This is a genomic window from Bacillus massiliigorillae (assembly GCF_000380245.2).
In the GTDB taxonomy this organism is placed as follows: Bacteria; Bacillota; Bacilli; order Bacillales; family DSM-1321; genus Bacillus_AD; species Bacillus_AD massiliigorillae.
This window is the reverse complement of the sequence record NZ_HG428741.1, coordinates 3,404,188-3,427,501: the sequence shown is the minus strand read 5'-3', so window position 1 is coordinate 3,427,501 and position 23,314 is coordinate 3,404,188. Positions and strand designations below refer to the sequence as shown.

Here is a 23,314-nt window from a genome sequence, read left to right as displayed (position 1 = left end):
ATTAATTCTTTGAAGGTAAGTTCCTAGTTCATAAAAGGCACCCTAAAAGAAATTTCAAATTGCTTTAGGGAGCCCTTTTAATATTTAAAGACAGCATTCTTTAGTGTTACTATTGTATGAAATATTCTGAGAGGAGTGGCTTGAGCGAGATTTCATGTTGTAGTGTTTAGAATATATCTCTTGTTCAGTATTCGATTCCACATTATCCTGATATTGATATTCCTCTTGAGTAGGAGCTGATGGTACAGAAAAGAACTTCTCCGTAATCCAAGGTGTTTTAGTTGTATATGTTTCTTGATTAGCTGATACAATTGTTCCTGCTCCAGCAACCATGGATAAACTCAACATACTTACTGCAATTTTTTTCTTCATTTTTTTCTCCTTCAGGTGTTGTTCTTACATTATAAACAGGATCATTTTATAAAATAATCAGGTAAATAATGGGAGATAGGAGGGGTGGTTGAATACTTAAAAAAAGAGACTTTATTATAGTATTAGTCAATTGTTATATATGTTGCTGTACTGGGGATTGAATGATATGGCTAAAGTAGAAGGAACAGAAGAGGAGAAATGATTATTCTTTCAGTATGTACAAGGTAAGTGTGGATACTTATATTAAGTGTTTTTCCTGAAACGGAAGAAGGATAAGAAGATATGCAGTAAGCAAGTGAAAGGAGGAGGAATCTTTCACTTGCTTTTTCTATTAGCGATTATTCATTTAACTAATCCTTTAGCCGATTTTTAAAATTCTCTTCTGGAAGAATATTTTCAATTGGTTTTCCGTATATAACGTTATTTTTCCCTTCAACTACGCTATGTTTTGGAAAGTCTCCAGGATGTCCTTTCTCTTTATGGTTGAAATTTTTACCACGACCCATAATCAACTCTCCTTTCGGTTCTATCTATAAGTTTTGCTCTTTCGACTTTTTTTATGTAAGATGTGTTTTGATTTCTACATATAAGAATTTGAGTAAAGTACATTACTGGTAAGTATTCACTTTGGGAAATTTATGACTTATAATACATGTAGAAACGTATTTTATAGGTGATGGAGTTCACCTTTAACTGCTAAATGCTAATGACTCCTGCTGGTTTATTACTGGCAGGAGTCTTTTTATTTCAGAGAAATGGGGGTTAGTTTTATGGTTTATTTGTACATAGGTATGGCGGGTGCACTAGGCGCGATTTTAAGATATATAATTGGCGTGTTTTTATTTACAGATAGCGTATTTCCATATGCAACATTATGTATAAATTTGATTGGTAGTTTCTTATTGGCATGGTTGACTACGAAATTATTTAGAAGGATTTCTCTGTCTAAAGCTATTACAACCGCAATCGGAACGGGATTTGTAGGTTCGTTTACAACGTTCTCAACCTTAAGTGTAGAAACAGTGCAATTATTTAAAAACAATGATATATTTTTAGGCTTTTTATATATTTTTATAAGTATTGTTGGTGGACTTGTAATGAGTAGAATTGGATTTGATGTGGGTGAGGAGGTACGTAAATCGTGAGTGGCTTGTATGTACTTATAGTTGGATTAGGAGGTTTTTTTGGAGCGATTGCTAGGTATTCCATTAGTATGCATCTAAATACTAAATCCAAATCTGCTTTTCCGATAGGAACGCTTACTGTAAATATAGTCGGAGCTTTTTTTCTAGGATTCATTACTGGTGCTAAGGCTGATTCGATCATATTACTTTTATTTGGAACAGGTTTTTTAGGAGCTTTTACAACGTTTTCTACTTTGAAGCTAGAAATGACTCAATTGTATATTAATAAGCGTAATCGGATATTTCTTTTGTATACAATTATGACTTATGGATTCGGTATCGGTCTTGCATATTTGGGTTATTTGATTGGTAGTCATTTACTTTGAAGTGTTGAAATAGATTCGATGCATTCTTTGACTAAATACAACCAATATTAAATTACAGATGATAAATGTCATTTTCCACTCCAATTAAATAACACAATAATGGAATGTATCATAGAAATGATTCCATTTACATCAATCCCATGGGGAGTGAAGAACATAGAACATTTTGTATTACACACATCAATTACAGATCTTGATACCGTTGTTACTACTTATAAATCTTTAGGGCCGCTGAGGATTATTTTAATCATATTTATAGAGGCCTTTTTTCCGTTCATTCCTTTGTGCGGTCTTGTCATATTAAACGCTATTGCTTTTGGATTTGCAAAAGGGATTTTAATATCTTACATTGGATCTTTAGCTGGGAATTGGGCTTTATACGCAACTTTTTATTACTTCGGCAATTTGCCTTTTTTCGTTAGTCTTCGTCAAAAAGAGAAAGTCAAAAAATACACTGAATGGCTAGAGAATAAAGGTTTTTTCTTAATCGCATTATGCTGTTTCGTACCAATCATTATTAATTCCATTGTCTCTATGCTAGCTGGGATTAATCGGATGAGCTTTCGAAAGTTTGCTCCAGCTTCAGCATTAGGTATTCTTGTATTATTTTTCATCTTATCCGTTATAGGAGTAAGAGTAACTAATATCTCAACAAATCATTGGGAACTAGTCATCATTGTTATTTTGATTATTGCATTAGTAATGATAGGAAAAATCGTACAAAAAAGATTATCTCAAGTAAAGCGTGATTTTTGAATAAATCTCTATAATAAATCAAACAGTAAAAAATGAGACGTGAAGTATTCAAAAAAGGAGTTCGTATATATGGATAAGAATTTCAAAGGCTATAAAGAAAAAGAGCTCGTAAAAAATGATTTAAAGCATTCTGGAGATTCGATTGATAAATTAAGAATAGAGGAAGATGCCAACATTGATTTAGCTGCTAAAGAAATTGGACAAGTAAATGAAAACTTGTGATTTATTTGGCGACTAAGTTAGGAATGTGCAAGGGGTTGGTTCTCCCGTTTTGTTTGATATTTTCTAAAACTGTCAATCGAAAGCGTTAAAGAAACTGTAAGAGATATTGATATGTATGCTAATGAATTTAGGGAGAAAGTTATTTTCTCCCTTTTTTGTCGATTTGTTTTTAATTATTGTCATATAATATCTGTGATAATCTCCCTTTTAACTCCAAGTTTTTAAAACTCAATATAATGAGCTTCTATTATGTCATTGGTCCTGAATTTAAATACATATATTTCTCTTCTGAAAGGGGATAATTCCTAAAAATTCTTTTAATATCTAAAAATGAATAAAAATAACAAAAAACAATTGACTATACATAATGTTTTGACTATTCTAAAAATACTTTATGTATACTGTCGACAGAAAGGAGGTTTCTATTATTCACTCTGTGAAAAAAGGAAGCACATTAAAATCGCAAGTGTATGAGTTTCTTAGAGAGAGAATTATGCTTGGACAACTAAAACCAGGTGAGAGATTAATTGAAACTACTATTTCAAATGAGTTAAGTGTGAGCCGTAGCCCTATTCGAGAAGCAATTCGGATGCTAGAAAAAGATGGTTTATTAATCGTTCATTCATCGGGAGGCGTAACAGTTGTTCAACCAACAATTAAGGATTTTCAATCTTTGTATGAATGTCGTATCGAATTAGAGCCTGTCGTTGCTTATTATGCAGCTTTGAGGCGTAGTCCAAAGCAGTTAGAAACAATCAAACAATATTTAATGCAGATGGGAAAAGTTACGGAAGATACTAGTTTCAAAAAAGTTCATGATGCTAGTGCAAATTTTCATGAAGCAATTGCCACTGCTAGTAATAATCCTTTTTTAAGATCTATGGTAATGCAATTTCGAGGAATAACTAGTTTCTATCGTAAAGTTTTTCTTGAAGAAACACCTCATCATGCGGAAGCAGCGACGAGGGAACATCAACAAATATTTTTATCAATTGAAAAACAAGATGCTAAAGAAGCAAAGCACTTAATGAAAACTCATATCGAAAACGACTACAATTTGTTTTCGCAGCTTAATAGAAAAATCTTGGAGGATGGGAAATGACAAAGAAAAAACCACTTGAAGGGGTAAAAATTCTTGAGTTAGGCAACTTTGTCGCAGCTCCATTCGCTGGAAAGCTTTTTTCGGAATTTGGAGCAGAAGTTATTAAAGTTGAAGAGCCATCGAAAGGAGACCCGCTTCGGAATTGGAGAGTCATGCACAATGACACATCTGTATGGTGGTATGTTCAATCGCGTAATAAGAAATGTATTACAGCTAATATGCGAAGTGAAGAAGGACAAAAAATCATTAAACAGTTAGCTGAAAAAGTGGATGTTGTCCTTGAGAATTTTAAGCCAGGAACATTGGAAAAATGGGGACTGGGTTTAGAAGAATTGCGTAAAGTAAATCCATCGATAATTATGACAAGGATTTCCGGTTATGGTCAGACAGGGCCTTATCGAGAGAAGCCAGGGTTTGGTAGTGTGGCAGAAGCGATGGGAGGACTTCGAAATTTAACAGGCTATCCTGATTTACCTCCTGTGCGAGCAGGGGTTTCTCTTGGCGATATGGTGGCTGGCCTGTATGCTGTCATTGGTACATTGATGGCTTTGCGTGCAAGAGATCAAGACGAGAATCGAAAAGGGCAAATGGTCGATATAGCTCTTTATGAATCTGTCTTTAGCTTATTGGAAGGAATTCTTCCTGAATACGACTTAATGGGAATAGAAAGAGAGAGAACAGGATCAACTTTACCAGGGATTGCTCCGTCTAATACATATGAATGTGCTGATGGAAAACATATCGTAATTGGAGGAAATGGGGATAAGATTTTCCAACGTTTAATGACGGTAATTGGAAGAGAAGATTTAGCGAATCATCCTACATATTCTTCGAACCAAGGACGAGCAGATAATGCTGAATTTATTGATACTGTTATTGAAGGATGGACGAAACGCTATTCGTTAGAAGAAGCGCAACGAATTTTAGATAATGCATCTGTTCCTGTAGGCCCTATTTATGGCATTGAAGATATTGTTAAGGATGAACAGTATAAGGTCAGAGATATGCTGAGAGAAATAGTTTTGCCGGATGGTAAAAAAGCATTGGTACCTGGCATTGTACCGAAACTATCAGAAACACCTGGAGATATTGAGTGGACTGGTCCAGCCTTAGGTGCACACAATGAGGAAGTTTTTAAAGAATATATGGGCTTTTCTGCTGAAGAGTTAAAAAAGCTTAAAGAACAGGGTGTTATTTAGATGGGAGCAGTTCGAATAATTGATGTTAGCCCACGAGATGGATTGCAGAATGAACCTAAACAAGTGACTACTCAAGAAAAAGAAACATTAGTAAAGCTTCTACATGCAGCAAGAATTCGAACAGTTGAGGCTACTTCATTTGTTCATCCGAAAAAGGTTCCACAAATGGCAGATGCTTCAGATGTGTTAGTAGGAATTGCTGGCATGAAAGACTTACAATCCATTGCTTTAATTCCAAATTTAAAGGGATATGAACGAGCGAGAAATCATTCACTTTCTGAAGTGAATTGGGTGAGTTCAGCGACAGAAACATTTAATCAGAAAAATATAGGGTTAACAATTGATGAAAACATGGAGCAGTTTCAGTCACTCGTAGCGCAAGCTCGAAAAGATGGTATTCAAACGTGTTTTTCTATCGCGGTTAGCTTTGGTTGTCCTTATGAAAATAATGTGTCTGAAGATCAAGTATTGAAGCTTGTTAAACGTGCAAAACAGGCTGGTGCAGACAGGATTGGTATTGCAGATACAATTGGTATTGCTACACCTGATCATGTACATCGGTTAATGAAAAAAGTTTTAGATATAGCTGGTGAAACACCGATAGCTATCCATTTACATGACACGAGAGGACTAGGTTTAGCGAATGCTTATGCATCTTATCAAGCGGGTGTTCGCATATTTGAAACAGCTGTTTCTGGGATAGGGGGATGTCCTTTTGCACCGGGGGCAGCGGGAAATCTAGCAACAGAGGACTTAGTTTATTTGTTTCATAGAATGAATATCGATACAGGAATTGATTTTGCAAAACTATTAGATGCCGCAGATTATGCAGCTAGTCTTTCTACTAAAAATCCTTTAGGGCGCATTCGTCACGTAGAAAGAAAATAAGGAGGGGTACATGATGAAGAATTTCATGAAAACAATTGGATTTATAATGATTATTGTTATTGCTTTAGTAGGTTGTAGCTCAAAAACGGAAAAAGAAAGTAAGGGTGCAGGTGCAAGTGGAGATGGTTATGAGAAAACGACTATTCGCTTAGCTTATAACTTACCTCAAGATCACCATATTTCAAAGGGGATTGAACAGTTTGCTAAAGATGTAACGGAAAAGTCAGATGGAGCAGTAAAGGTTCAAGTTTATCCAGCAGGTCAATTACTTAGTGACAAAGATATGAATCAATCTATTTTATCTGGTGGTGTAGAAATGGGTGTGAACTCTTCTACGTTATGGGAAAGTACAGTTCCTGCTATGGGGATTTTTGATGTACCTTATGTTTTTTCAGATTATGATGCAGCAGGGAAAGCATTAAATGGTGAATTCGGTGATAAATTACGAGGCGCAATGGAAGAAAAGGGAGCGAAAGTGTTATTATTTGCAGATTATGGATACGCTCAATTCGCAAATAACAAAAGACCTTTAAAAAAGCCTGAAGATTTCAAAGGTTTAAGAATCCGTAGTATTGGAGATATTCCATCTGAAATGATTAAAGCTTATGGGGCTTCACCAGTGTTTATGGGAGGCGGAGAAGTATATATGGCACTTCAACGTAATACAGTAGATGGTGCTACATCAGGTACAACAGCGATGTTACAACGTAAATATGATGAAGTAGCAAAATATTTAACAATCAATAATTATGCATACTTAGAATTTATTTTGGCTGTGAATCAAAAGTATTGGGATGGCCTTCCAGAAAAAACACAAACATTATTAACGGAAACAGCAAAAGAAACAGAAGATTGGATTCGTCAGCAAGCTAAAGAAGAAGACGAGCGTACAGCAAAAGAGTTAGAGAAAAAAGGAATGAAAGTATATGTAGTACCTCAAGAAGATCTTGCACAATGGAAAGCTGCAGCAAAACCAGCGTGGGATGCTTTCACTAAAAATGCAGGTGATACTGGGAAGGAACTATTAGAAATGGTTGATAAGCAGTAAGGAGGGTATAGTGTATGAAATTGCTTTATAGAATGTCCGATTTACTTATTAATATTGGAGCATATTTAGCTGGGCTACTTATCCTCCTCACAACTTTTATGATATTTTACGAGGTAATCTCAAGGGCGTTCTTTAATCAACCAACGATCTGGGCTACTGAGTTATCAATTTATGCCATTATTGGTAGTGGCTTTTTAGGAAGTGCCTATGCTGTACGAGCATACGCACATATTACTGTAGATTTATTAATTAATAATGTAAATGATCGCTTCAAGACAGTACTTGCCTACGTTTCTAATGCACTTGGTTTAGTATTTAGTATTATTTTCACTTATTTTGGTTTTCATCATTCAATGACAACGATGGAATTAGGTGTTACATCTGCGTCATTATTGAGAATTCCTATGTACTTGCCTGAATTATTTCTTCCTGCTGGGGGATTCTTGCTTTGTTTAGCTTTTATTCTTCAGATTGTAGACGGAGGAATCCATAAAGGAGGCGAGCATTTGTGAATATATTTTTTATGGGCACATTAGGTGGGCTATTGCTCATTGGGGTACCAGTTGCGTTTGCATTAGGTTTGTTAGCCATTGCGGGTATGTATTTCTTTAATGGAGGAGTTATATCATTTTCTCAGATTCCGATTATTTCATATAAATCACTGGATGATTTTACATTAACTGCATTGCCAATGTATGTCCTTATGAGTCAAATATTAGTTGTCAGTGGTGTAGGTCGTGATTTATATGAAATGGCAAGCAGATGGTTTCGGCATTTACCAGGTGGACTAGCTATAGCAACATTATTCTGCTGTGCAATCTTTTCCGCTATTTCCGGTTCAAGTGTCACGACAGCTATTACCGTTGGGTCTGTAGCATTACCGGAAATGGTAAAGCGAGGATATAATAAAAAATATGTATTAGGGCTTCTTGCGGCAGGGGGAACATTAGGTATCCTAATTCCTCCAAGTGTTCCAATGATTATCTATGGCTCAGTAACGGGTGAATCAATCGGTAAGCTTTTTATGGCAGGTATTGTTCCAGGGATTGCATTGACTCTTTTATTCATGATCTTTTCGTCTTATCAAACGAGACATATTAAGGATACACCTGCTACGTGGGGAGAACGAATGGAATCTGTTAAAGTTGCTATTTGGGGCCTCCTATTACCAATTCTGATTATTGGTGGAATTTATAGTGGAATCTTTACTCCAACAGAAGCTGCAGCTGTGGGTGTTGTTTTAAGTTTAGCTATTTCAGCTTTTGTTTATCGAAATTTAACTTTAGAGAACGTAAAAAAAATCATTTTAGCTACTGTTAAATCAAATGCAATGATTTTATTCATTATTGTTGGAGCTATGTTGTTAGGTTATATCATGACAATCTTACAAATTCCTCAAGCAATTACGGAATTTGCAACTGAAAGTAATGTATCGCCTTGGGTTATCTTTATTTTAATCAACATCGTTCTATTAATACTGGGAATGTTTTTGGAGACCATTTCGATATTGGTTATTACATTACCAATCATTTATCCGATTATTGTTTCATTAGGGTTTGACCCAATCTGGTTTGCGATTGTTATGGTTATTAATATGGAATTAGCTTTAATTTCACCACCGGTTGGATTGAACCTATTCGTTCTTAAAGGAATCGATCGTTCTAATACCATAAGTGAAATTGTAAAAGGTGTTATTCCTTATGCTGTAATAATGATTCTCTTCATTGTAGTTATTTCATTTTTCCCTGATATTGTCACTTTCTTAGGAGATCATGTTGAGTAACTTCATACGTAAGAGTATTCTTTAAAGAAGAAGAGGACCTTCCTGTTAGAATTACATTTTCTAACGGAAAGGTCCTTTTTAGTTTGAAGTATAGTTAGCGATTAAAAAGGTTTGGTAACTATATTTTTATGTATCCATCAATGAATGACTAATAAAGTCTTTTAACAAGCTCTTCAAAATAAGCAAAGGCTTCATCCTTATTAAAGGAACTATACCAACGATAATTATCATCATCAATAATTCGAAAATGTTGGCTAATTACATTTTGTTGCAATACAAAGGATTTATCCTGCTTTATTTGCTTCCACCAAACCTTACCTCCTAAAGTTTTTTCCTTTGGGGTAATAATTTTATCGTGTGCTAATGTTTCGATCACTTCTAATGGCTCTGCGCCTAAGGCAGATTGAATGACATCAGAGTCTTTAAATAAGGCACAAACAGCGATTACACAAGTCCATGTAGCGGGAGTGCGTTCTTTTTCAATTTGCACTAAAGTTTTCTTTGAAATACCAAGTACTTCAGCCATTTTATCTTGTGTGTAGCCTTTTTCATGTCTAATTAGTTTCAATTTTTTTGAAACAATATGAATTACATCCTCCTTGTTCATTTTAAACCTCCAAAACTTATGTATTATCTAGTGTAATATTACACTTTTTATTTTCGTGCAACAAGTAAAATAAATCATACGAACTAGTATGAAATGATATTGATTTGTATTTTGATCGCCTATTGGTTTTTCAGTCAATTTAAATTCCTATCTTTAATTTCCAAGACTATTACTGTTGAAATGAAAAATAATAAGCAAGACGACTAAACAAGGTAGGTCGTTAAGGAGGAATTTGCAATGGGAGTAGTAGTAAGAAATGAAATAATGCCGTTGAAAAAAGTGTTATTGCACAGGCCTGGAAAAGAAATCGAAAATTTAACTCCTGAATACTTAGAAAGGCTTTTATTCGATGATATTCCTTGGCTGGAAAAAGCGCAAAGTGAACATGATGCCATGGCAAAGGTATTAGAGGAAAATGGTGTTGAAGTTGTTTACTTAGATGATCTAACGGCTGAAGTATTACATGATTCAAAAGTGAAAGAGGAGTTTATATACCAATTTATTGCTGAAGCGGGTGTTAAATATCCTGGTACAGTCAAAAGAGTATATGAGTATTTAAACGCAATACAAGATAATAAAGAGCTAGTTAGAACAACAATGGCAGGAATTAGAAGAAAAGATCTTCCAGCAGATAAACAAGTAAGTTTAGCTGGCTTTGTTCAAAAATATCCTTTCGTAACAGATCCTATGCCAAATCTATACTTCACCAGAGATCCATTTGCAGTCATTGGAGATAAAATCAGTTTAAATAAAATGTATTCCGTTACAAGAAATCGAGAAACGATATATGCGGATTATATTTTTAAATATCATCCCGATTACAATGATACGCAAAAAGTATACAATCGTGACTTTGATAATGCTATTGAAGGTGGAGATATCTTAAATCTCTCAGCAGAAGTCATTGCTGTAGGTATTTCACAAAGAACTACTCCAGAAGCAATTGAAGAATTAGCGAGACAGCTTTTCTTCAAGACAGAGGGGAATTTAATTACTACGGTTTTGGCGATTGATATTCCTAAATCTCGTGCGTATATGCATTTAGATACTGTATTTACGCAAGTGGATTATAACAAATTTACAATCCATCCACATATTCAAGGACCTCTTCAAGTATTTGAACTAACAAAAGGAGAAGGTTCTAATGAATTAAAAATTGAGAAGTTAAATATGGAGCTAGACAAAATTCTTTCTACGTATCTTCATACAGAAGATATTGTTTTAATTCCATGTGGTGGTGGAGACGATATCGTGGCTGAGCGTGAGCAATGGAATGACGGTTCAAATACACTATGTATCAAACCAGGGCATGTCATTGTTTATTCACGAAACTATATTACGAATGAACTGTTAGAGCAACATGGAATTACGATTCATGTTATTCCATCGTCTGAGCTTTCAAGAGGTAGAGGTGGCCCACGTTGTATGTCGATGCCTCTTCTTAGAGAAGAAAAATAATGATTAGATTCGAACATTTTATTGGAGGTATTACAAATGGGAGTTAACTTAAGAGGTCGTTCATTTTTAAAATTATTGGATTTTAGCCCTGCTGAAATTCGTTACTTAATTGATTTATCGAAAAATCTGAAGGACTTAAAACGTGCAGGAATTTGTCATGACACGCTTAAGGGAAAAAATATCGTACTTTTATTTGAGAAAACATCGACACGTACACGTTGCTCGTTTGAAGTGGCTGCTTATGACTTAGGAATGGGAGTTACATTCTTAGATGCAGGTTCTTCACAAATGGGGAAAAAGGAATCGATTGCTGATACAGCACGCGTTTTAGGAAGAATGTACGATGGTATTGAATATCGTGGATTCTCACAAGGAATTGTGGAAGATTTAGCACGTTATTCCGGTGTTCCTGTATGGAACGGATTAACGGATGAATTCCACCCTACGCAGATGATTGCTGACCTATTAACCATTGAAGAAAAACTCGGAAGATTAAAAGGCGTTAACTTCGTTTATATGGGAGATGCAAGAAACAACATGGGTAACTCATTAATGGTTGCTTGTGCGAAAATGGGTCTAAACTTTACGGCGTGTGCGCCTAAGGAATTATTCCCTCATGATGAATTAGTTGAAACATGTAAAGAAATTGCGAAAGTATCCGGTTCTACGATTACATTAACGGAAGATGTTTCGGCTGGTACGAAAAACGCAGATGTAATCTATACAGACGTATGGGTATCAATGGGTGAGCCAGATGAAGTATGGGATAGCCGTCTGAAATTATTAAAACCATATCAGGTTAATAAAGCTGTTATGGATAACGCAAACCCTGAAGCTATCTTCATGCACTGCTTACCAGCCTTCCATGATTTAAAAACAGAGGTTGGTAAAACGGTCGGGGAGAAATTCAATATTTCAGAAATCGAAGTTACAGATGAGGTATTTGAATCAAAACAATCCGTTGTATTTGATGAAGCAGAAAACAGAATGCATACAATTAAGGCCATTATAGTTGCAACCATCGGTTCATAAAGGAGACTAAGTGAATGGGTAAACGATTAGTTATTGCTTTAGGTGGAAATGCATTGGGAAATACGTCAGAAGAGCAACTTGAATTAGTGAAACATACAGCGAAAACCATTGCCGATTTAGTAGAAGAAGGTAATACAGTTATTGTTGGTCATGGAAATGGACCACAAGTCGGCATGATTAATCTTGCGATGGAGTATGCAGCAACAAATGGTGCAAACACTCCTCCAATGCCTTTTCCTGAATGTGGTGCAATGAGTCAAGGTTATATTGGATATCACCTTGAACAAGCCATCAAACAGGAATTATCGAATCGTAATATTAATAAGGAAGTTGCATGTATTATTACAGAAGTAGTTGTGGATATTAATGATGAGGCATTTACTAATCCAACAAAACCAATCGGCATGTTCTATAGCAAAGAAGAAGCTGATGCGATAGCTAAAGAGAAAAACTATTCATTTGTTGAAGATGCAGGACGTGGATTTAGACGTGTTGTACCGTCACCAGCACCAAAAGATATTGTCCAACTAAATGTTATTAAGCAACTTATCGATCAAGATGATGTTGTTATAACAGTTGGTGGTGGAGGAATTCCAGTAGTTAAACGTGATAACAACTATGAAGGTGTAGCAGCTGTAATTGACAAGGACAAGTCGTCCTCCAAATTGGCGCAAGACCTAAATGCTGAAATGCTAATCATTTTAACTGCTGTCGATCGAGTTGCTATCAACTTCAATAAGCCAGATCAAAAAGATTTAGCTAAAATGACGGTAGCTGAAGCTGAGCAATATATAAAAGAAGGTCATTTTGCTCCAGGTTCGATGTTACCAAAAGTTGAAGCTTGTCTAAGTTTTGTAAGAAATACTCCTGGAGGAAAAGCTATTATCACCTCATTAGAGAGAGCGAAAGATGCTTTACAAGGAGTAACAGGTACGATTATTGAAGCATAAGTAAATTGATTACTTACAAATGGATGACGACCTCTTGGCGTCATCCATTTGTAGATATATAAATTATTGATGAGAAGGTGGACAGAATGACAACTAAGAAAAAGAAGAAATTTCAGTTTCCAACCGCTTATACAGTACTTCTTGCGTTGACCATTATTGTGGGGCTTGTCACTCAATTTGTACCTCAAGTTATTCCTGCTAGAGTTAGCGATGTACTAATGGCTCCTATTACAGGAATGATTGGAATAAAAGATTCTACGATACAAGAAAACATTAGTGAAAAAATGCAAAATGAAGGGATTCCACAAGCATTAGATTATTTAAAAGGTGCAGAAGGTCATTATATTAATGTAGCAAATGAAGGATCTCTTGCGGGAGCCATTGATGTTGCCTTCTTCATTCTTATAATTGGTGGATTTCTAGGTGTTGTTACGAAAACAGGAGCACTTGATGCAGGTGTAGCTGCGATTGTAAATAAAATGAAAGGTAAAGAACTAATATTAATACCGATTTTGATGATTATTTTTTCCCTTGGTGGAACATCGTATGGTATGGCTGAGGAAAGTTTAGCTTTTTATGCTTTAATAACAGCTACGATGCTAGCTGTGGGATTTGATCCGCTCGTTGCCGCAGCAACCATTATGCTTGGAGCGGGATGTGGAACATTAGGTTCAACTGTAAATCCTTTTGCACCAGGTGTAGCAGCCGCATCAGCTAAGTCAGTAGGAGTAGCAATTAATCAAGGAACGATTATTATCCTCGGTGTGATGTTATGGCTTGTAACGCTAGCGATAGCTATTTTCTTCGTAATGTCTTATGCCAAAAAGGTGAAAAATGATAATTCGAAATCATTATTAACAGAATCAGAATGGAAAAATGCAAAGGAATCATATGGTAATAACAATGAGGAAACGATGGAATTTACCGGAAGAAGAAAATTAGTATTAGTTCTATTTGGTATTTCGTTTCTCGTTATGATTCTCGGAATTGTTCCTTGGGAAGATTTTGGCGTAACGTTCTTTGCTAAATATACAGGTATGCTGACGGGTTCTCCTCTTGGACAATGGTCTTTCCCTGAATTAGCTGCATGGTTTGCGATTATGGGAATAGTTACGGGTATGGTATACCGCCTGAGTGAAAAAGATCTTGTGGATTCATTTATTGTTGGTGCAGCTGATATGGTAGGCGTAGCATTAATTTTAGGAATTTCCCGAGGAATATCTTTTATCATGTCGAATTCAGGATTAGATTTATTTATTTTAGATAAAGCATCGAATGTACTAAATGGAATTTCGGGAATTGCGTTTGTAGGCATGGCTTATTTAATCTACATAGGTTTGTCTTTCTTAATTCCTTCATCATCAGGATTGGCAACCGTATCAATGCCGATTTTTGCTCCTTTAACAAAAAGCTTAGGTTTATCTCCTGAAGTGATGATTATGGTTTTTAGCGCTGGATCAGGCTTTGTGAATCTTTTCACGCCAACTTCAGGCGTAGTAATGGGTGGGTTAAGTATTGCGAAGGTTGAATATTCTACTTGGTTAAAATTTGTTTGGAAGGTTCTTATAGCTATCTTTATAGCTTCTATAGCCATATTAGCTGTTGGTATGATGATTTTCTAATAAAGAAGGATGAGTAACTTGGGAATTATCAGCTTTTTTTCGGTTGTCTTTTTTATCTTCACTGCTGTTCTTATATTTTCAAGAAAAAGAACGGGGAATATATATATGATATTTGGTGCGCTAACATTTGCATTTGTTCTTTTGTTTGGCTCATCTCCAAATATGAATGATTCCTTACAATCGGTTAATACCTTTCTTATTATTTCCATCATGCTATTGCTTTTCGGTATGATGAATGGAATTATTACGCTATACTTTATTCGTTTACCTAAGCGTATTAGTTTTATCGCTTCTATTGTAGGAACGGTTATGTTAATGATTTTCTTTTTTAATCTGAAAGGAATTATTGTCTATATGTATGTTCCTGTATTATTAGTTTCTGTTTTGAACAGATTATCAGCTTTTAATTTATTAAAAAAGAATATATAATCACATAAATTTTCTAGGCGTAGACAGCAGCGATGCTGTCTATTTACTTTATCTACCCATATTGTTTCAGATATTGAATCGACTGCAAATGAGGAATTGTTATTAAAAAATGGATAATTAATTCAAAAAAGATTTTAAATGGTTTATTTATTTGTAAGTCAAATAAATAGTAAAAGCCAACGGAAATCGTCGGCTCTTAACACAGTAATCTGTTTAGTAATAATAAGGTAATGCATGTTGATAAGGATACCAATAGTAAGTTGGAATGTTATATCTAGGGGTATTGTAATAATTCATGTATTGATCTGCATATTGGTTTGAAGTAGTTTTTGTACGTTTTGTGCAGTTTTTCGGAGGACCGATATATGTTCCAGGTGTTATAGGGGAGATTGCTTTCTTCCATTCTTTTTCATCCATACAATACGTTTTCGCCATAATATTAGCAGGAGTTAGTTTTATAATGTCTGAACCGAGTATAACTTCAGGTGTTGGTGCATCGAATATGGCTAGTAAATGTGTGTCATTAACAGTAGCTTCTTCATAATGCCACCAGCCTTGTGGAACATTGGCTACTTGACCAGGTTTAATAGGATAGTTTTTAATCTTTTTTGTATATGGATTGAGTATAGAAACAGTAGCGGCTCCCGAAATACAATATACTAATTCTGCAGCATTTTGATGGTAATGTGGCTCGACAACATTATTCTTACTTAAATAAATATCTAATAATGAGACATTTTCTAGAGTGTTTAATTGGTTAATTCCTAATAAATTAATGAAGTTTTGATTGTCTTTTTTGAATAAAGTGTTGTTATTTAGATCAAATGAGAATTGTGCAGAAGGTGAAGTATAGTCTACATTGGATACCATGGTGAGAACCCACCTTTTTTTATTGTAATGTGTAGGAATCACATTCTTTGCATGATATGAGTTATTTACCTATGTGGTGCAAGGTTTATCGGTAGTGGAAAAAGCTAAACAAATGAAAGAATGCCTTTATATTAAGATATAGATTTTCGTAGAAGATTAATAAACCAGTAATCTTACACAAATGTATAGGATTACTGGTTTTCTCTATTAACTGTTTGAAAGCATCCGATTCTTCATCTGTGTTCCAATTAAATGAATGCTAAAAAATACCGCAATAACTGTAAGAACCTTTAATGGAGAGTGCAGGAATGCGTGTAAGTCGGAACCTACTAGGCTGAAAATAGTATTTAAACCTGTTATGCCAAATGCAGATGCGAAAGCAAATTTCTTGAAATTCATTTTTGTAATGCCAGCAACAGTTGTAATAACAGAGTTCGGAAAAACAGGTAGCATACAGAGAAAACCGATAATAATAAAGCTATGTTGTTCTAAGCGATTCATGTAAGTTTGAACAGTGCGATGTTCAATATATTTCCGCAAACATTTTCTATTTCCAAAAAAACGAAAAATGCCATATACTGCCCATGCACCAAGTATGGAGCCTAGAGATGATAGAAGTAACCCTTCAATAAGACCAAATGCGGCAGAATTGGCCATGACAAAAGCGGAAAGTGGTAAAAATGGAAGGAAAGCTTCCATGAAACAAAGTAACATAGCCGTAATAGGTCCGATTTGTTTATATGTTAAAGTAAGTGTTGTTATAAAGTCAGAAGGGTTCATTGCTTGTAAATTCATAATATATTTCCCCTATCTACAATGTGGTACAACAAGTGTACGAAAAAGAGTTAAAGATAAAGGTAGGAAATATCTTAAGAATTTATGAAGAAAAAGAAGGAGGCGTGTCAAAAGTAATTTCTAATCACTTTTGACACGCCTCTTATGCTTTTTGCTCTCATAGTATGTTATAGCAAAACCAAATAGCTTCTTTCGGAATTTAAGTATTATTACTCGTCATCACTATTAACAATGAATTCACAACTACTGCATTCATCTTCATGTACGGTCTTACCACAATGGCTACAGAAGTATTGAATTTCTACTGTATGCCCACACTCATTATGAATTAATTTCTTATAGGCAGGGTCTAAATGCTTGCTTCCCCATAAAATGAAGCTATTAAAGACACCTTTAAGGTCTTCTCCACTTTCTGTTAACTTATATGCATATCGTGGTGGATGTGATTGATATAATGAGCTTACAATAAGTCCATCACTTTCTAATCGCTTTAATCGTTCAGATAATAAATTAGTTGGAATGCTTTCAAGACCTGATTGTATTTCTTTAAATGTTGTACGGCCCAGTAACAGTTCATGTAAGATTAACAGCGACCATCTATCACCGATGATATTTAAAGTTTGAGCGATGTTGCAGTTTAAATTATATTGTTTTTTCATATATAGTCATTCTCCAAGTACTTACTTAATTTGAGAGAACAGATCGTTTAAAGCCTCACTCATAGTAGGGTGTGTAAAGATATGATCTCTTAGGAAAGTATAATCTTGTCCTGTTTTCATTGCAATATCGACAATATTAATGATTTCGCTTGATTCAGCACAGAACAGGGAACAGCCAAGAATTTTATTTGTTTTTGCATCGACAATAGCCTTCATTAAGCCTGTTGTTTCATTAATTAAGCGAGCACGTGGAATACCAGCCGCTGGTAGTTTTGCTACTTTAATATCATACCCTTTTTCTCGAGCTTCATCTTCACCTAAACCTACATTTGAAAGAGGTGGGTCAATGAAAACACTATAAGGTACTGTAGTTCGATCATTTACTTGTCGTTGTTTATTCCCGAATAAGTCATTTTTAATAATTCGATAATCGTCGAGCGAAATATAAGTGAACTGTAATCCGCCTTTTACATCACCAATTGCCCATATATGAGGTACGGATGTTCTTAAAGTGCTGTCTACTTTAATAGCGCCTCTTTCATCTATTTCAACACCGGCAGCTTCTAAGTTTAAACCGTCAACATTTGGTTTTCTTCCAGTTGCTAAAAGGATAGCATCCGCTGCTAATTCATAAGTGTCTCCATCAACATTATATGAAATAATGGTTTCGTTATTCTCTTCTCTAACTTCTTGAACTTTGGCACTCATTTTAATAGTGATATGTTTTTTCTCTAATGCTTCTTTCACTAGGCCAGCAATATCTCGGTCTTCTCTTGGAATAAAGGTAGATGAACCTTCAATAACTGTTACCTCTGATCCAAATCCACTGTACATTGAGGCAAATTCTAATCCGATATAGCCTCCACCAATAATTGCTAATCGTTTAGGTAATTGGCTAAGTTCCATAATAGAAGTGCTTGTGTATACAGATTTACTTTCTTTTAATCCTTTAATATTAGGAATAATCGTTTCTGCACCAGTATTGATAAAAATCTTTTCAGCTGATAAAACGATTGATTCTGTTTCAGTTTGTACGACTACTTCACGAGCAGATTGGAAAGATGCCTTTCCAGTAAATACAGTAATATTCTCTTTGCTATCTAAATTGTCAAAGTTCTTTTGACGTAAAAATGAAATAAGTTGGTTTTTATTTTCAATTGCTGTTTCGTAATAATTTTTTTGGTCAGCAAAATTATTTAGTTGTTTTATTTCACCTTGTTTTGATTGATGAACTAATGATTTTGTTGGAATACATCCAATGTTAATACATGTTCCACCATACATTTTAGCTGAGCGTTCCACTACAGCTACTTTCCAGTTTCGATTAGCTAAATCAGCAGCAAGTGTTTTTCCGCCTTTACCAAATCCAATAATAATAGCATCATATTTATCCATGATTGTTTCCTCCTGGTGTTATATTCTGTCTGAAATATTTTCTTTATGCTCATAATGTAACATAGTCACTTTATTTTTTCAAGTAACTTTATTTTTTAAAGTTTATAAGACTAATTTTAAGATTGAATACTGAAATCTGTGGGAATGACTCCGGGTGGATTTAATAAAATGATGAATTACGAAAGCATGTTTTATGGAATAAAAGCATTGCTGTATGGACTTCCAATTGGTTTTGGAAAGTGCTTCTTTTATATAAAGTGGTCAGCAAAAGCGGACATTTTTTTGATTAGAGAGGGTAATAAAGAAGTAATGAAGTAATGAAGTAAGCAAAAGAAGAGTATATGATTAAAGCAGAAATGATGTATGTTTACTCTACTATTCCTACGTTTTTTCTATATAGGGGATAAAATGTTAGATAGTTCATAAAGTTGAATTAATTAGAGGGGGTATATTGATGTATTCATTTTATAATAGAGTTATATGGAAATAGAGAATAGTGATATTTGTATAATGAAAATTCATATTTTTACGTAAGGAGAAAAATGATGAAAGTTTTAAGTACTCTTTATAAAAGTAAAGATGGATTTAAACGATTATTGGGCGGTACAAATATCAATATACAAGAGGAATGTCTTGTTAGAATTTACACTGCTATATGTACCGGGGATGAAGCTGTTGAAATTGCATCAGAAATGAAGGAGGTATTGCCAGAAGCGCATATTGTTGGTGCTAGTGGAAGTGGAATTATTTATCATGGAAAACAGTATGATGACGAGACCTTAATAATAGTCGAACAGTTTGATTTAACAAAAGTATCCATAAACACACATACTTTTTTAGGAAAGAGTGCAATAGAAGTTGCAAAAGAGATTTCAGATACCATTGAGGGTGTATCGGTTCCATTGATGCATCTTCTCTGTGGTGATCATTACTATGATATTCATAACTGTATAGAGGAATTTAATAAATTAAACAAGACGACAAAATTGGTTGGAGGCATTGTTGGGGATATTTTACCTAACAATATACCGGCATATGTTTTCACAGAACACGGTATTATTGAGAATGGTATTGTTACAGCGGCTCTTAGTAACGAAGAGCTATATGTATTTAATGAAGTCAATATAGCGCATGAACCAATTAGCCCTGTTTATGAAGTGAATAACTGTGATGGTGCTTTATTGATAGAAATTGATCATAAGCCAGCCGTTGATTGGTGCAGAGAGCAATTTGGTATGAAGGATTTAAAGGAATACTCAGATTGGCAGCTTATAGCTGAAAATGATGATATCGTTCATTTCCCAATGGTTTTAGAGGGGCACGGTGGGGCAAGTCGTTTTATTAAGTATGATTCTGCTTCTAAAAAAATGTCTCTCTATTTTTCACAGATTAATAATCAAACTAAGTTTCGTATCGGTTATACGAGTCCGACTAAATGTGTTCAAGAATGTTTAGATATTTGCCATCATATCGTAGATACTCCAATTGAAAGCTTGTTTTGTTATTCTTGTCTTTTTAGAAAGCTTTATCTTGGAAATTGCGCACAATGGGAATTAAGTCCGTTTGCTAACACTGGAATTTGTGGTGTCTTTATGATGGGGGAAATTGGATACATTGATGGGAAAAATGAGTTTCTGAATGGCTCCTGTAGTTTAGTAGGAGTGGCAGAAAAGGATATCTATATCAATCCTGACTTTAGTGTGTTTGAAGATTTAAATAAAATAAAAGATGATAATCAACGCTTATTAAGTTTTGTTTGGCAAAAGCAAAGTACTGCTATGAGCAAGGAAAATGAATTATTGATAGAACAGCTTATTCAACAGCAAAAAATGATGAAGCAGCAATTATATGTCGATGTTAATATGGGATTGGAAAATACGATTAAATTTGCACAAGATGACTTAATCTATCATTTTGATAAAATGTGTATGGTACAGATTGAAAGTAGTAGTTTGCTCGTGTCTAGATTTGGAAGACAAGGTTACTATCGAATCATACAGAAAGCGTTGAGACTTGTAAGTGAATTTGCTTCAAATATAGAAAAGAGAGATAAACTTTTTTATTATGTTCATAATGATAGTATTGTTTATGTGGTTGCTAATTTTGAACTTAATCAACAGGAGTTTATGGATATTATTAAATCAATGTATGATCAATTCCAATTTATCAAACTAGATGAAAAGGATGAGATATTGATTAACCGTTTTGTAGTAGTACTGAATCAAAAAGATTTATTAGAAAAAGGGTTGGGTATTTTAGGTTACTATCAAAATTCACAAACGAATTTTTTAATATTTGATGATAATACGGATACAAATCAAAAGCTTGAACATGAAATGGAAATGATACAGATTTTAAATCAAGTGATTGAAAAGCAAAAAGTGATTCCCTATTTTCAAGGTGTTTATGACAATGAAAAGAAAGAGATTAACAAATACGAGGCATTAATGCGTATAGAGGATGAAAATGGAAAGATTTATAATCCTTTTGAGTTCATGGATATTGCTAAGAAATATCATTTATACTCGACATTAAGCACATTAATGATTAAAAAAGTGTTAACTTTATTTGCAGGGGAGAAGTCCGTTATATCAATTAATCTTTCGGCAGATGATATTAATCTGGAAGAAGTCCGTCAATTTATTTATCATGAATTGGAACAAATAGGCGATGCTAGTAATATTATTTTTGAAATTCTTGAGGATGAAGAATTTAGAGATATGGATGTTCTTCGAAACTTTATTGATGTCGTTCGTCAGTATGGAGTGAAGATTGCTGTAGATGATTTTGGAAGTGGATACTCGAATTTTATAGAGATTGTAAAAATTGAGCCTGATTTAATTAAGGTAGATGGAAGCATAATAAGAGACATCGATTGTAATCTGATTAATCAAAAGGTTTTAGAAAACATCGTATTTTTAGGGAATCAATTGAATGCCAATCTTGTTGCGGAGTTTGTAGAAAATAAAAAAATACAAGAAAGGGTAGAGGCTCTTGGTATTCGATTTTCACAAGGTTTTTACTTTTCTAAACCGCTACCGTATCGAGAGCTCGGGTTATAAAATTTATGAACAGCAATGTTTTACTTTTAGGTATAGAACTTTTTACTTTATGCTTATTTGTTGTTTATAATTCTATTATTTTTCTCTTCTTAGATAAAATTTTTCAGAAAGAACGAAAAATGATAACTAGAATGGGAACTTCTCTTATTAATCTTTTCATAATGATGTTTGTAGTTCATGTTGAAAAAAGTGGTTCTTTATTCACTTATACCATTCTTTATATTGTGCTGTTAGTTGAGTTTTTCTTTTTTTATAAAAATAAGTTGAGTAGAAAACTATTAATTGTGACAATCTTTATCAGTCATATTATTGCAATTAGAACTATAATACTATCTGGAACAGCTTGGCTTTTTAATTGTTCTGTTTCAACCATACTAGCAAATAACGAAGGTTTTTTGCTTACTCTAATGATTTCACTCTTCATTCTGATGGTTGCGACTTTAATAGTAATGCGAGTTATTCCGATTGAAAAGATTCGTTTAGTAATAAACCGTGATGATCAGAGTTTTTTCTTATTAATCTGGTTAACGGTTTGTACGATTTATTTGCTAATAAACTCCCAAGTGTATGCTTATGATATGTTTATCGTTTTTGCATATCAAGACCAAGTATTGAAGTTTATTACGATATTAATCGGAATATACATTATCATTTTTTATAGTATTTCTAATAGCACGTTACTTAGCGTGAAATTAAAAAATCAACAACTACAGGCAGAAATCAAAAAACAAGAAAATTATCATCATTATGTATGATGTCGATCAATAATTTAATATTAGAATATCATCAAGGCATTGTTAGACATGAACTTGAATTTCGCCTATTAGATAAAGTAGAAGGATATTATTGGGTTCAAGTCATTACTAATACTATTTGTGATGACCAAACAAATGATATTTTAATTTTTGCTTATTTCGTGGATATAGATCATGAAAAAAGAGAAGAATTATTACTTAAAAATAGGGCTGAAAAAGATGGTTTAACAGGTCTCTATAATAAAGTAACAACAGAATTCCTTGTTTCTGAAAAACTTAAAATGGAAAATGGTGTTTTAATTATTATTGATGTAGATAACTTTAAGTCTGTAAACGATTATTTTGGACATGCCAAGGGTGACGAAGTATTAAAACAGCTTGCTGAAGAGCTCAAATGGATATTTCGAAAGGATGATATTGTCGGCCGTATAGGCGGAGATGAATTCATGGTCTTTATGTCAATGCAATATGATGAGGATTTTATTTATAAAAAGGCAGAAGATATTTTAAGAAGGTTTTTTAAAAGTTTTGAGGATTCTAGTGGCAGATTGCATACGATTTCAGCAAGTATAGGTGTTTCCAAAGCAATCAGTGAAAAGAGTAGTTTTAATCAGCTTTATAAGCAGGCAGACACTGCATTGTATCATTCAAAGAATAAAGGAAGAAATACAGTTCATATTTACGATTGCTCAAGTTTTGTAAGTTATGTTTCAAATAGAGGTGTTAAAAGGAGTTAGATGCTAGATATACTACTCCTTGCAATGAATTTGGATAGTAGAATTCTACAAAAAAGAGTAATC

At 34.1% G+C, this 23,314-nt stretch carries 26 protein-coding genes and 1 riboswitch; of the genes, 19 read left to right on the top strand and 7 right to left on the bottom strand.

The window, feature by feature from the left end; translation table 11 throughout:
- Positions 1-84: 84 nt before the first annotated feature.
- Positions 85-372: a hypothetical protein gene (locus TX86_RS15840; RefSeq protein ID WP_042349851.1), complete on the bottom strand. Its 288-nt coding sequence runs from the start codon at positions 370-372 to the stop codon at positions 85-87.
- 350 nt (positions 373-722) lie between these two features.
- Positions 723-878 (bottom strand): hypothetical protein, encoded by a 156-nt coding sequence (locus TX86_RS27050; protein WP_195892900.1) that lies wholly within the window; start codon positions 876-878, stop codon positions 723-725.
- A gap of 157 nt (positions 879-1,035) precedes the next feature.
- A riboswitch (Fluoride riboswitch) is annotated at positions 1,036-1,095 on the top strand.
- A 47-nt stretch (positions 1,096-1,142) separates the two neighbouring features.
- On the opposite strand from TX86_RS27050, the gene TX86_RS15835 reads away from it, so the two are divergent.
- From TX86_RS15835 to TX86_RS15795, 10 genes are all read left to right on the top strand, one after another.
- A complete protein-coding gene (locus TX86_RS15835) occupies positions 1,143-1,517 on the top strand; it encodes a fluoride efflux transporter FluC (protein WP_042349849.1) in 375 nt (124 codons plus the stop codon).
- A 5-nt stretch (positions 1,518-1,522) separates the two neighbouring features.
- Entirely contained in the window at positions 1,523-1,882 is a 360-nt protein-coding gene (gene crcB, locus TX86_RS15830) for a fluoride efflux transporter CrcB (RefSeq protein WP_042350552.1), read from the top strand.
- Positions 1,883-2,029: 147 nt separating this feature from the next.
- On the top strand, positions 2,030-2,638 hold the full coding sequence (locus TX86_RS15825) for a TVP38/TMEM64 family protein (RefSeq protein ID WP_195892899.1): 609 nt from the start codon (positions 2,030-2,032) through the stop codon (positions 2,636-2,638).
- 69 nt (positions 2,639-2,707) lie between these two features.
- Positions 2,708-2,860 (top strand): hypothetical protein, encoded by a 153-nt coding sequence (locus TX86_RS27045; protein WP_195892898.1) that lies wholly within the window; start codon positions 2,708-2,710, stop codon positions 2,858-2,860.
- Between the two features lie 394 nt (positions 2,861-3,254).
- Entirely contained in the window at positions 3,255-3,962 is a 708-nt protein-coding gene (locus TX86_RS15820; protein WP_042349847.1) for a GntR family transcriptional regulator, read from the top strand.
- A complete protein-coding gene (locus TX86_RS15815) occupies positions 3,959-5,161 on the top strand; it encodes a CaiB/BaiF CoA transferase family protein (RefSeq protein WP_042349845.1) in 1,203 nt (400 codons plus the stop codon). The genes TX86_RS15820 and TX86_RS15815 overlap by 4 nt, the downstream gene beginning before the upstream one ends.
- On the top strand, positions 5,162-6,049 hold the full coding sequence (locus TX86_RS15810; RefSeq protein ID WP_042349844.1) for a hydroxymethylglutaryl-CoA lyase: 888 nt from the start codon (positions 5,162-5,164) through the stop codon (positions 6,047-6,049).
- A gap of 10 nt (positions 6,050-6,059) precedes the next feature.
- Positions 6,060-7,097, top strand: a complete 1,038-nt coding sequence (locus tag TX86_RS15805; protein ID WP_439096814.1) for a TRAP transporter substrate-binding protein — start codon at positions 6,060-6,062, stop codon at positions 7,095-7,097.
- Between the two features lie 14 nt (positions 7,098-7,111).
- Positions 7,112-7,609: a TRAP transporter small permease gene (locus TX86_RS15800; protein ID WP_042349842.1), complete on the top strand. Its 498-nt coding sequence runs from the start codon at positions 7,112-7,114 to the stop codon at positions 7,607-7,609.
- Positions 7,606-8,880, top strand: a complete 1,275-nt coding sequence (locus tag TX86_RS15795; protein ID WP_081707682.1) for a TRAP transporter large permease — start codon at positions 7,606-7,608, stop codon at positions 8,878-8,880. The genes TX86_RS15800 and TX86_RS15795 overlap by 4 nt, the downstream gene beginning before the upstream one ends.
- A gap of 148 nt (positions 8,881-9,028) precedes the next feature.
- Here the strand turns inward: TX86_RS15795 and TX86_RS15790 are convergent, their stop codons facing one another.
- On the bottom strand, positions 9,029-9,487 hold the full coding sequence (locus TX86_RS15790) for a helix-turn-helix transcriptional regulator (protein ID WP_042349840.1): 459 nt from the start codon (positions 9,485-9,487) through the stop codon (positions 9,029-9,031).
- Between the two features lie 237 nt (positions 9,488-9,724).
- Here TX86_RS15790 and arcA point away from each other — a divergent pair, with 237 nt between their 5' ends.
- The 5 genes from arcA to TX86_RS15765 all read left to right on the top strand — a co-directional run bounded on the left by arcA (position 9,725) and on the right by TX86_RS15765 (position 14,978).
- Entirely contained in the window at positions 9,725-10,945 is a 1,221-nt protein-coding gene (gene arcA / locus TX86_RS15785) for an arginine deiminase (RefSeq protein ID WP_042349838.1), read from the top strand.
- A 36-nt stretch (positions 10,946-10,981) separates the two neighbouring features.
- Positions 10,982-11,977, top strand: a complete 996-nt coding sequence (gene argF, locus TX86_RS15780; RefSeq protein ID WP_042349837.1) for an ornithine carbamoyltransferase — start codon at positions 10,982-10,984, stop codon at positions 11,975-11,977.
- 14 nt (positions 11,978-11,991) lie between these two features.
- Positions 11,992-12,927: a carbamate kinase gene (gene arcC, locus TX86_RS15775; RefSeq protein ID WP_042349835.1), complete on the top strand. Its 936-nt coding sequence runs from the start codon at positions 11,992-11,994 to the stop codon at positions 12,925-12,927.
- Positions 12,928-13,013: 86 nt separating this feature from the next.
- Positions 13,014-14,549, top strand: coding sequence for a YfcC family protein (locus tag TX86_RS15770; protein WP_042349834.1), 1,536 nt, complete (start codon positions 13,014-13,016; stop codon positions 14,547-14,549).
- Positions 14,550-14,654: 105 nt separating this feature from the next.
- Complete coding sequence (locus TX86_RS15765; protein ID WP_154663121.1) at positions 14,655-14,978, top strand: hypothetical protein; 324 nt, start codon at positions 14,655-14,657, stop codon at positions 14,976-14,978.
- A gap of 213 nt (positions 14,979-15,191) precedes the next feature.
- Here the strand turns inward: TX86_RS15765 and TX86_RS15760 are convergent, their stop codons facing one another.
- The 4 genes from TX86_RS15760 to TX86_RS15745 all read right to left on the bottom strand — a co-directional run bounded on the left by TX86_RS15760 (position 15,192) and on the right by TX86_RS15745 (position 18,697).
- Complete coding sequence (locus TX86_RS15760) at positions 15,192-15,848, bottom strand: cupin domain-containing protein (RefSeq protein ID WP_042349831.1); 657 nt, start codon at positions 15,846-15,848, stop codon at positions 15,192-15,194.
- A 207-nt stretch (positions 15,849-16,055) separates the two neighbouring features.
- Complete coding sequence (locus TX86_RS15755; protein ID WP_042349830.1) at positions 16,056-16,643, bottom strand: TVP38/TMEM64 family protein; 588 nt, start codon at positions 16,641-16,643, stop codon at positions 16,056-16,058.
- 209 nt (positions 16,644-16,852) lie between these two features.
- Positions 16,853-17,302, bottom strand: coding sequence for a winged helix-turn-helix transcriptional regulator (locus TX86_RS15750; RefSeq protein ID WP_042349829.1), 450 nt, complete (start codon positions 17,300-17,302; stop codon positions 16,853-16,855).
- 21 nt (positions 17,303-17,323) lie between these two features.
- Positions 17,324-18,697 carry an FAD-dependent oxidoreductase gene (locus tag TX86_RS15745; RefSeq protein ID WP_042349827.1) on the bottom strand — a complete coding sequence of 458 codons (1,374 nt, stop codon included), beginning with the start codon at positions 18,695-18,697 and terminating at the stop codon, positions 17,324-17,326.
- A 168-nt stretch (positions 18,698-18,865) separates the two neighbouring features.
- On the opposite strand from TX86_RS15745, the gene TX86_RS26345 reads away from it, so the two are divergent.
- From TX86_RS26345 to TX86_RS15730, 4 genes are all read left to right on the top strand, one after another.
- Complete coding sequence (locus TX86_RS26345) at positions 18,866-19,015, top strand: hypothetical protein (protein WP_154663120.1); 150 nt, start codon at positions 18,866-18,868, stop codon at positions 19,013-19,015.
- Positions 19,016-19,239: 224 nt separating this feature from the next.
- A complete protein-coding gene (locus tag TX86_RS15740) occupies positions 19,240-21,759 on the top strand; it encodes a bifunctional diguanylate cyclase/phosphodiesterase (RefSeq protein WP_081707680.1) in 2,520 nt (839 codons plus the stop codon).
- A 119-nt stretch (positions 21,760-21,878) separates the two neighbouring features.
- Positions 21,879-22,514, top strand: a complete 636-nt coding sequence (locus TX86_RS15735) for a hypothetical protein (protein WP_154663119.1) — start codon at positions 21,879-21,881, stop codon at positions 22,512-22,514.
- Positions 22,511-23,251: a GGDEF domain-containing protein gene (locus tag TX86_RS15730; protein ID WP_052343694.1), complete on the top strand. Its 741-nt coding sequence runs from the start codon at positions 22,511-22,513 to the stop codon at positions 23,249-23,251. The genes TX86_RS15735 and TX86_RS15730 overlap by 4 nt, the downstream gene beginning before the upstream one ends.
- Positions 23,252-23,314: the final 63 nt, after the last annotated feature.

What these genes read in the sequence shown, in the direction of transcription:
- TX86_RS15805 (WP_439096814.1), top strand. Translation starts at nt 6,060, where the DNA reads ATGATGAAGAATTTCATGAAAACAATTGGATTTATAATGATTATTGTT.
- TX86_RS27045 (WP_195892898.1), top strand. Translation starts at nt 2,708, where the DNA reads ATGGATAAGAATTTCAAAGGCTATAAAGAAAAAGAGCTCGTAAAAAAT.
- TX86_RS15735 (WP_154663119.1), top strand. Translation starts at nt 21,879, where the DNA reads ATGATAACTAGAATGGGAACTTCTCTTATTAATCTTTTCATAATGATG.
- TX86_RS15745 (WP_042349827.1), bottom strand. Translation starts at nt 18,697, where the DNA reads ATGGATAAATATGATGCTATTATTATTGGATTTGGTAAAGGCGGAAAA.
- TX86_RS26345 (WP_154663120.1), top strand. Translation starts at nt 18,866, where the DNA reads ATGATGAATTACGAAAGCATGTTTTATGGAATAAAAGCATTGCTGTAT.
- TX86_RS15755 (WP_042349830.1), bottom strand. Translation starts at nt 16,643, where the DNA reads ATGAATTTACAAGCAATGAACCCTTCTGACTTTATAACAACACTTACT.
- TX86_RS15760 (WP_042349831.1), bottom strand. Translation starts at nt 15,848, where the DNA reads ATGGTATCCAATGTAGACTATACTTCACCTTCTGCACAATTCTCATTT.
- TX86_RS15800 (WP_042349842.1), top strand. Translation starts at nt 7,112, where the DNA reads ATGAAATTGCTTTATAGAATGTCCGATTTACTTATTAATATTGGAGCA.
- TX86_RS15790 (WP_042349840.1), bottom strand. Translation starts at nt 9,487, where the DNA reads ATGAACAAGGAGGATGTAATTCATATTGTTTCAAAAAAATTGAAACTA.
- arcA (WP_042349838.1), top strand. Translation starts at nt 9,725, where the DNA reads ATGGGAGTAGTAGTAAGAAATGAAATAATGCCGTTGAAAAAAGTGTTA.
- arcC (WP_042349835.1), top strand. Translation starts at nt 11,992, where the DNA reads ATGGGTAAACGATTAGTTATTGCTTTAGGTGGAAATGCATTGGGAAAT.
- TX86_RS27050 (WP_195892900.1), bottom strand. Translation starts at nt 878, where the DNA reads ATGGGTCGTGGTAAAAATTTCAACCATAAAGAGAAAGGACATCCTGGA.
- TX86_RS15750 (WP_042349829.1), bottom strand. Translation starts at nt 17,302, where the DNA reads ATGAAAAAACAATATAATTTAAACTGCAACATCGCTCAAACTTTAAAT.
- TX86_RS15740 (WP_081707680.1), top strand. Translation starts at nt 19,240, where the DNA reads ATGATGAAAGTTTTAAGTACTCTTTATAAAAGTAAAGATGGATTTAAA.
- TX86_RS15810 (WP_042349844.1), top strand. Translation starts at nt 5,162, where the DNA reads ATGGGAGCAGTTCGAATAATTGATGTTAGCCCACGAGATGGATTGCAG.
- TX86_RS15770 (WP_042349834.1), top strand. Translation starts at nt 13,014, where the DNA reads ATGACAACTAAGAAAAAGAAGAAATTTCAGTTTCCAACCGCTTATACA.
- TX86_RS15840 (WP_042349851.1), bottom strand. Translation starts at nt 372, where the DNA reads ATGAAGAAAAAAATTGCAGTAAGTATGTTGAGTTTATCCATGGTTGCT.
- TX86_RS15815 (WP_042349845.1), top strand. Translation starts at nt 3,959, where the DNA reads ATGACAAAGAAAAAACCACTTGAAGGGGTAAAAATTCTTGAGTTAGGC.
- TX86_RS15765 (WP_154663121.1), top strand. Translation starts at nt 14,655, where the DNA reads ATGATATTTGGTGCGCTAACATTTGCATTTGTTCTTTTGTTTGGCTCA.
- TX86_RS15820 (WP_042349847.1), top strand. Translation starts at nt 3,255, where the DNA reads ATGTATACTGTCGACAGAAAGGAGGTTTCTATTATTCACTCTGTGAAA.
- argF (WP_042349837.1), top strand. Translation starts at nt 10,982, where the DNA reads ATGGGAGTTAACTTAAGAGGTCGTTCATTTTTAAAATTATTGGATTTT.
- TX86_RS15730 (WP_052343694.1), top strand. Translation starts at nt 22,511, where the DNA reads ATGATGTCGATCAATAATTTAATATTAGAATATCATCAAGGCATTGTT.
- TX86_RS15835 (WP_042349849.1), top strand. Translation starts at nt 1,143, where the DNA reads ATGGTTTATTTGTACATAGGTATGGCGGGTGCACTAGGCGCGATTTTA.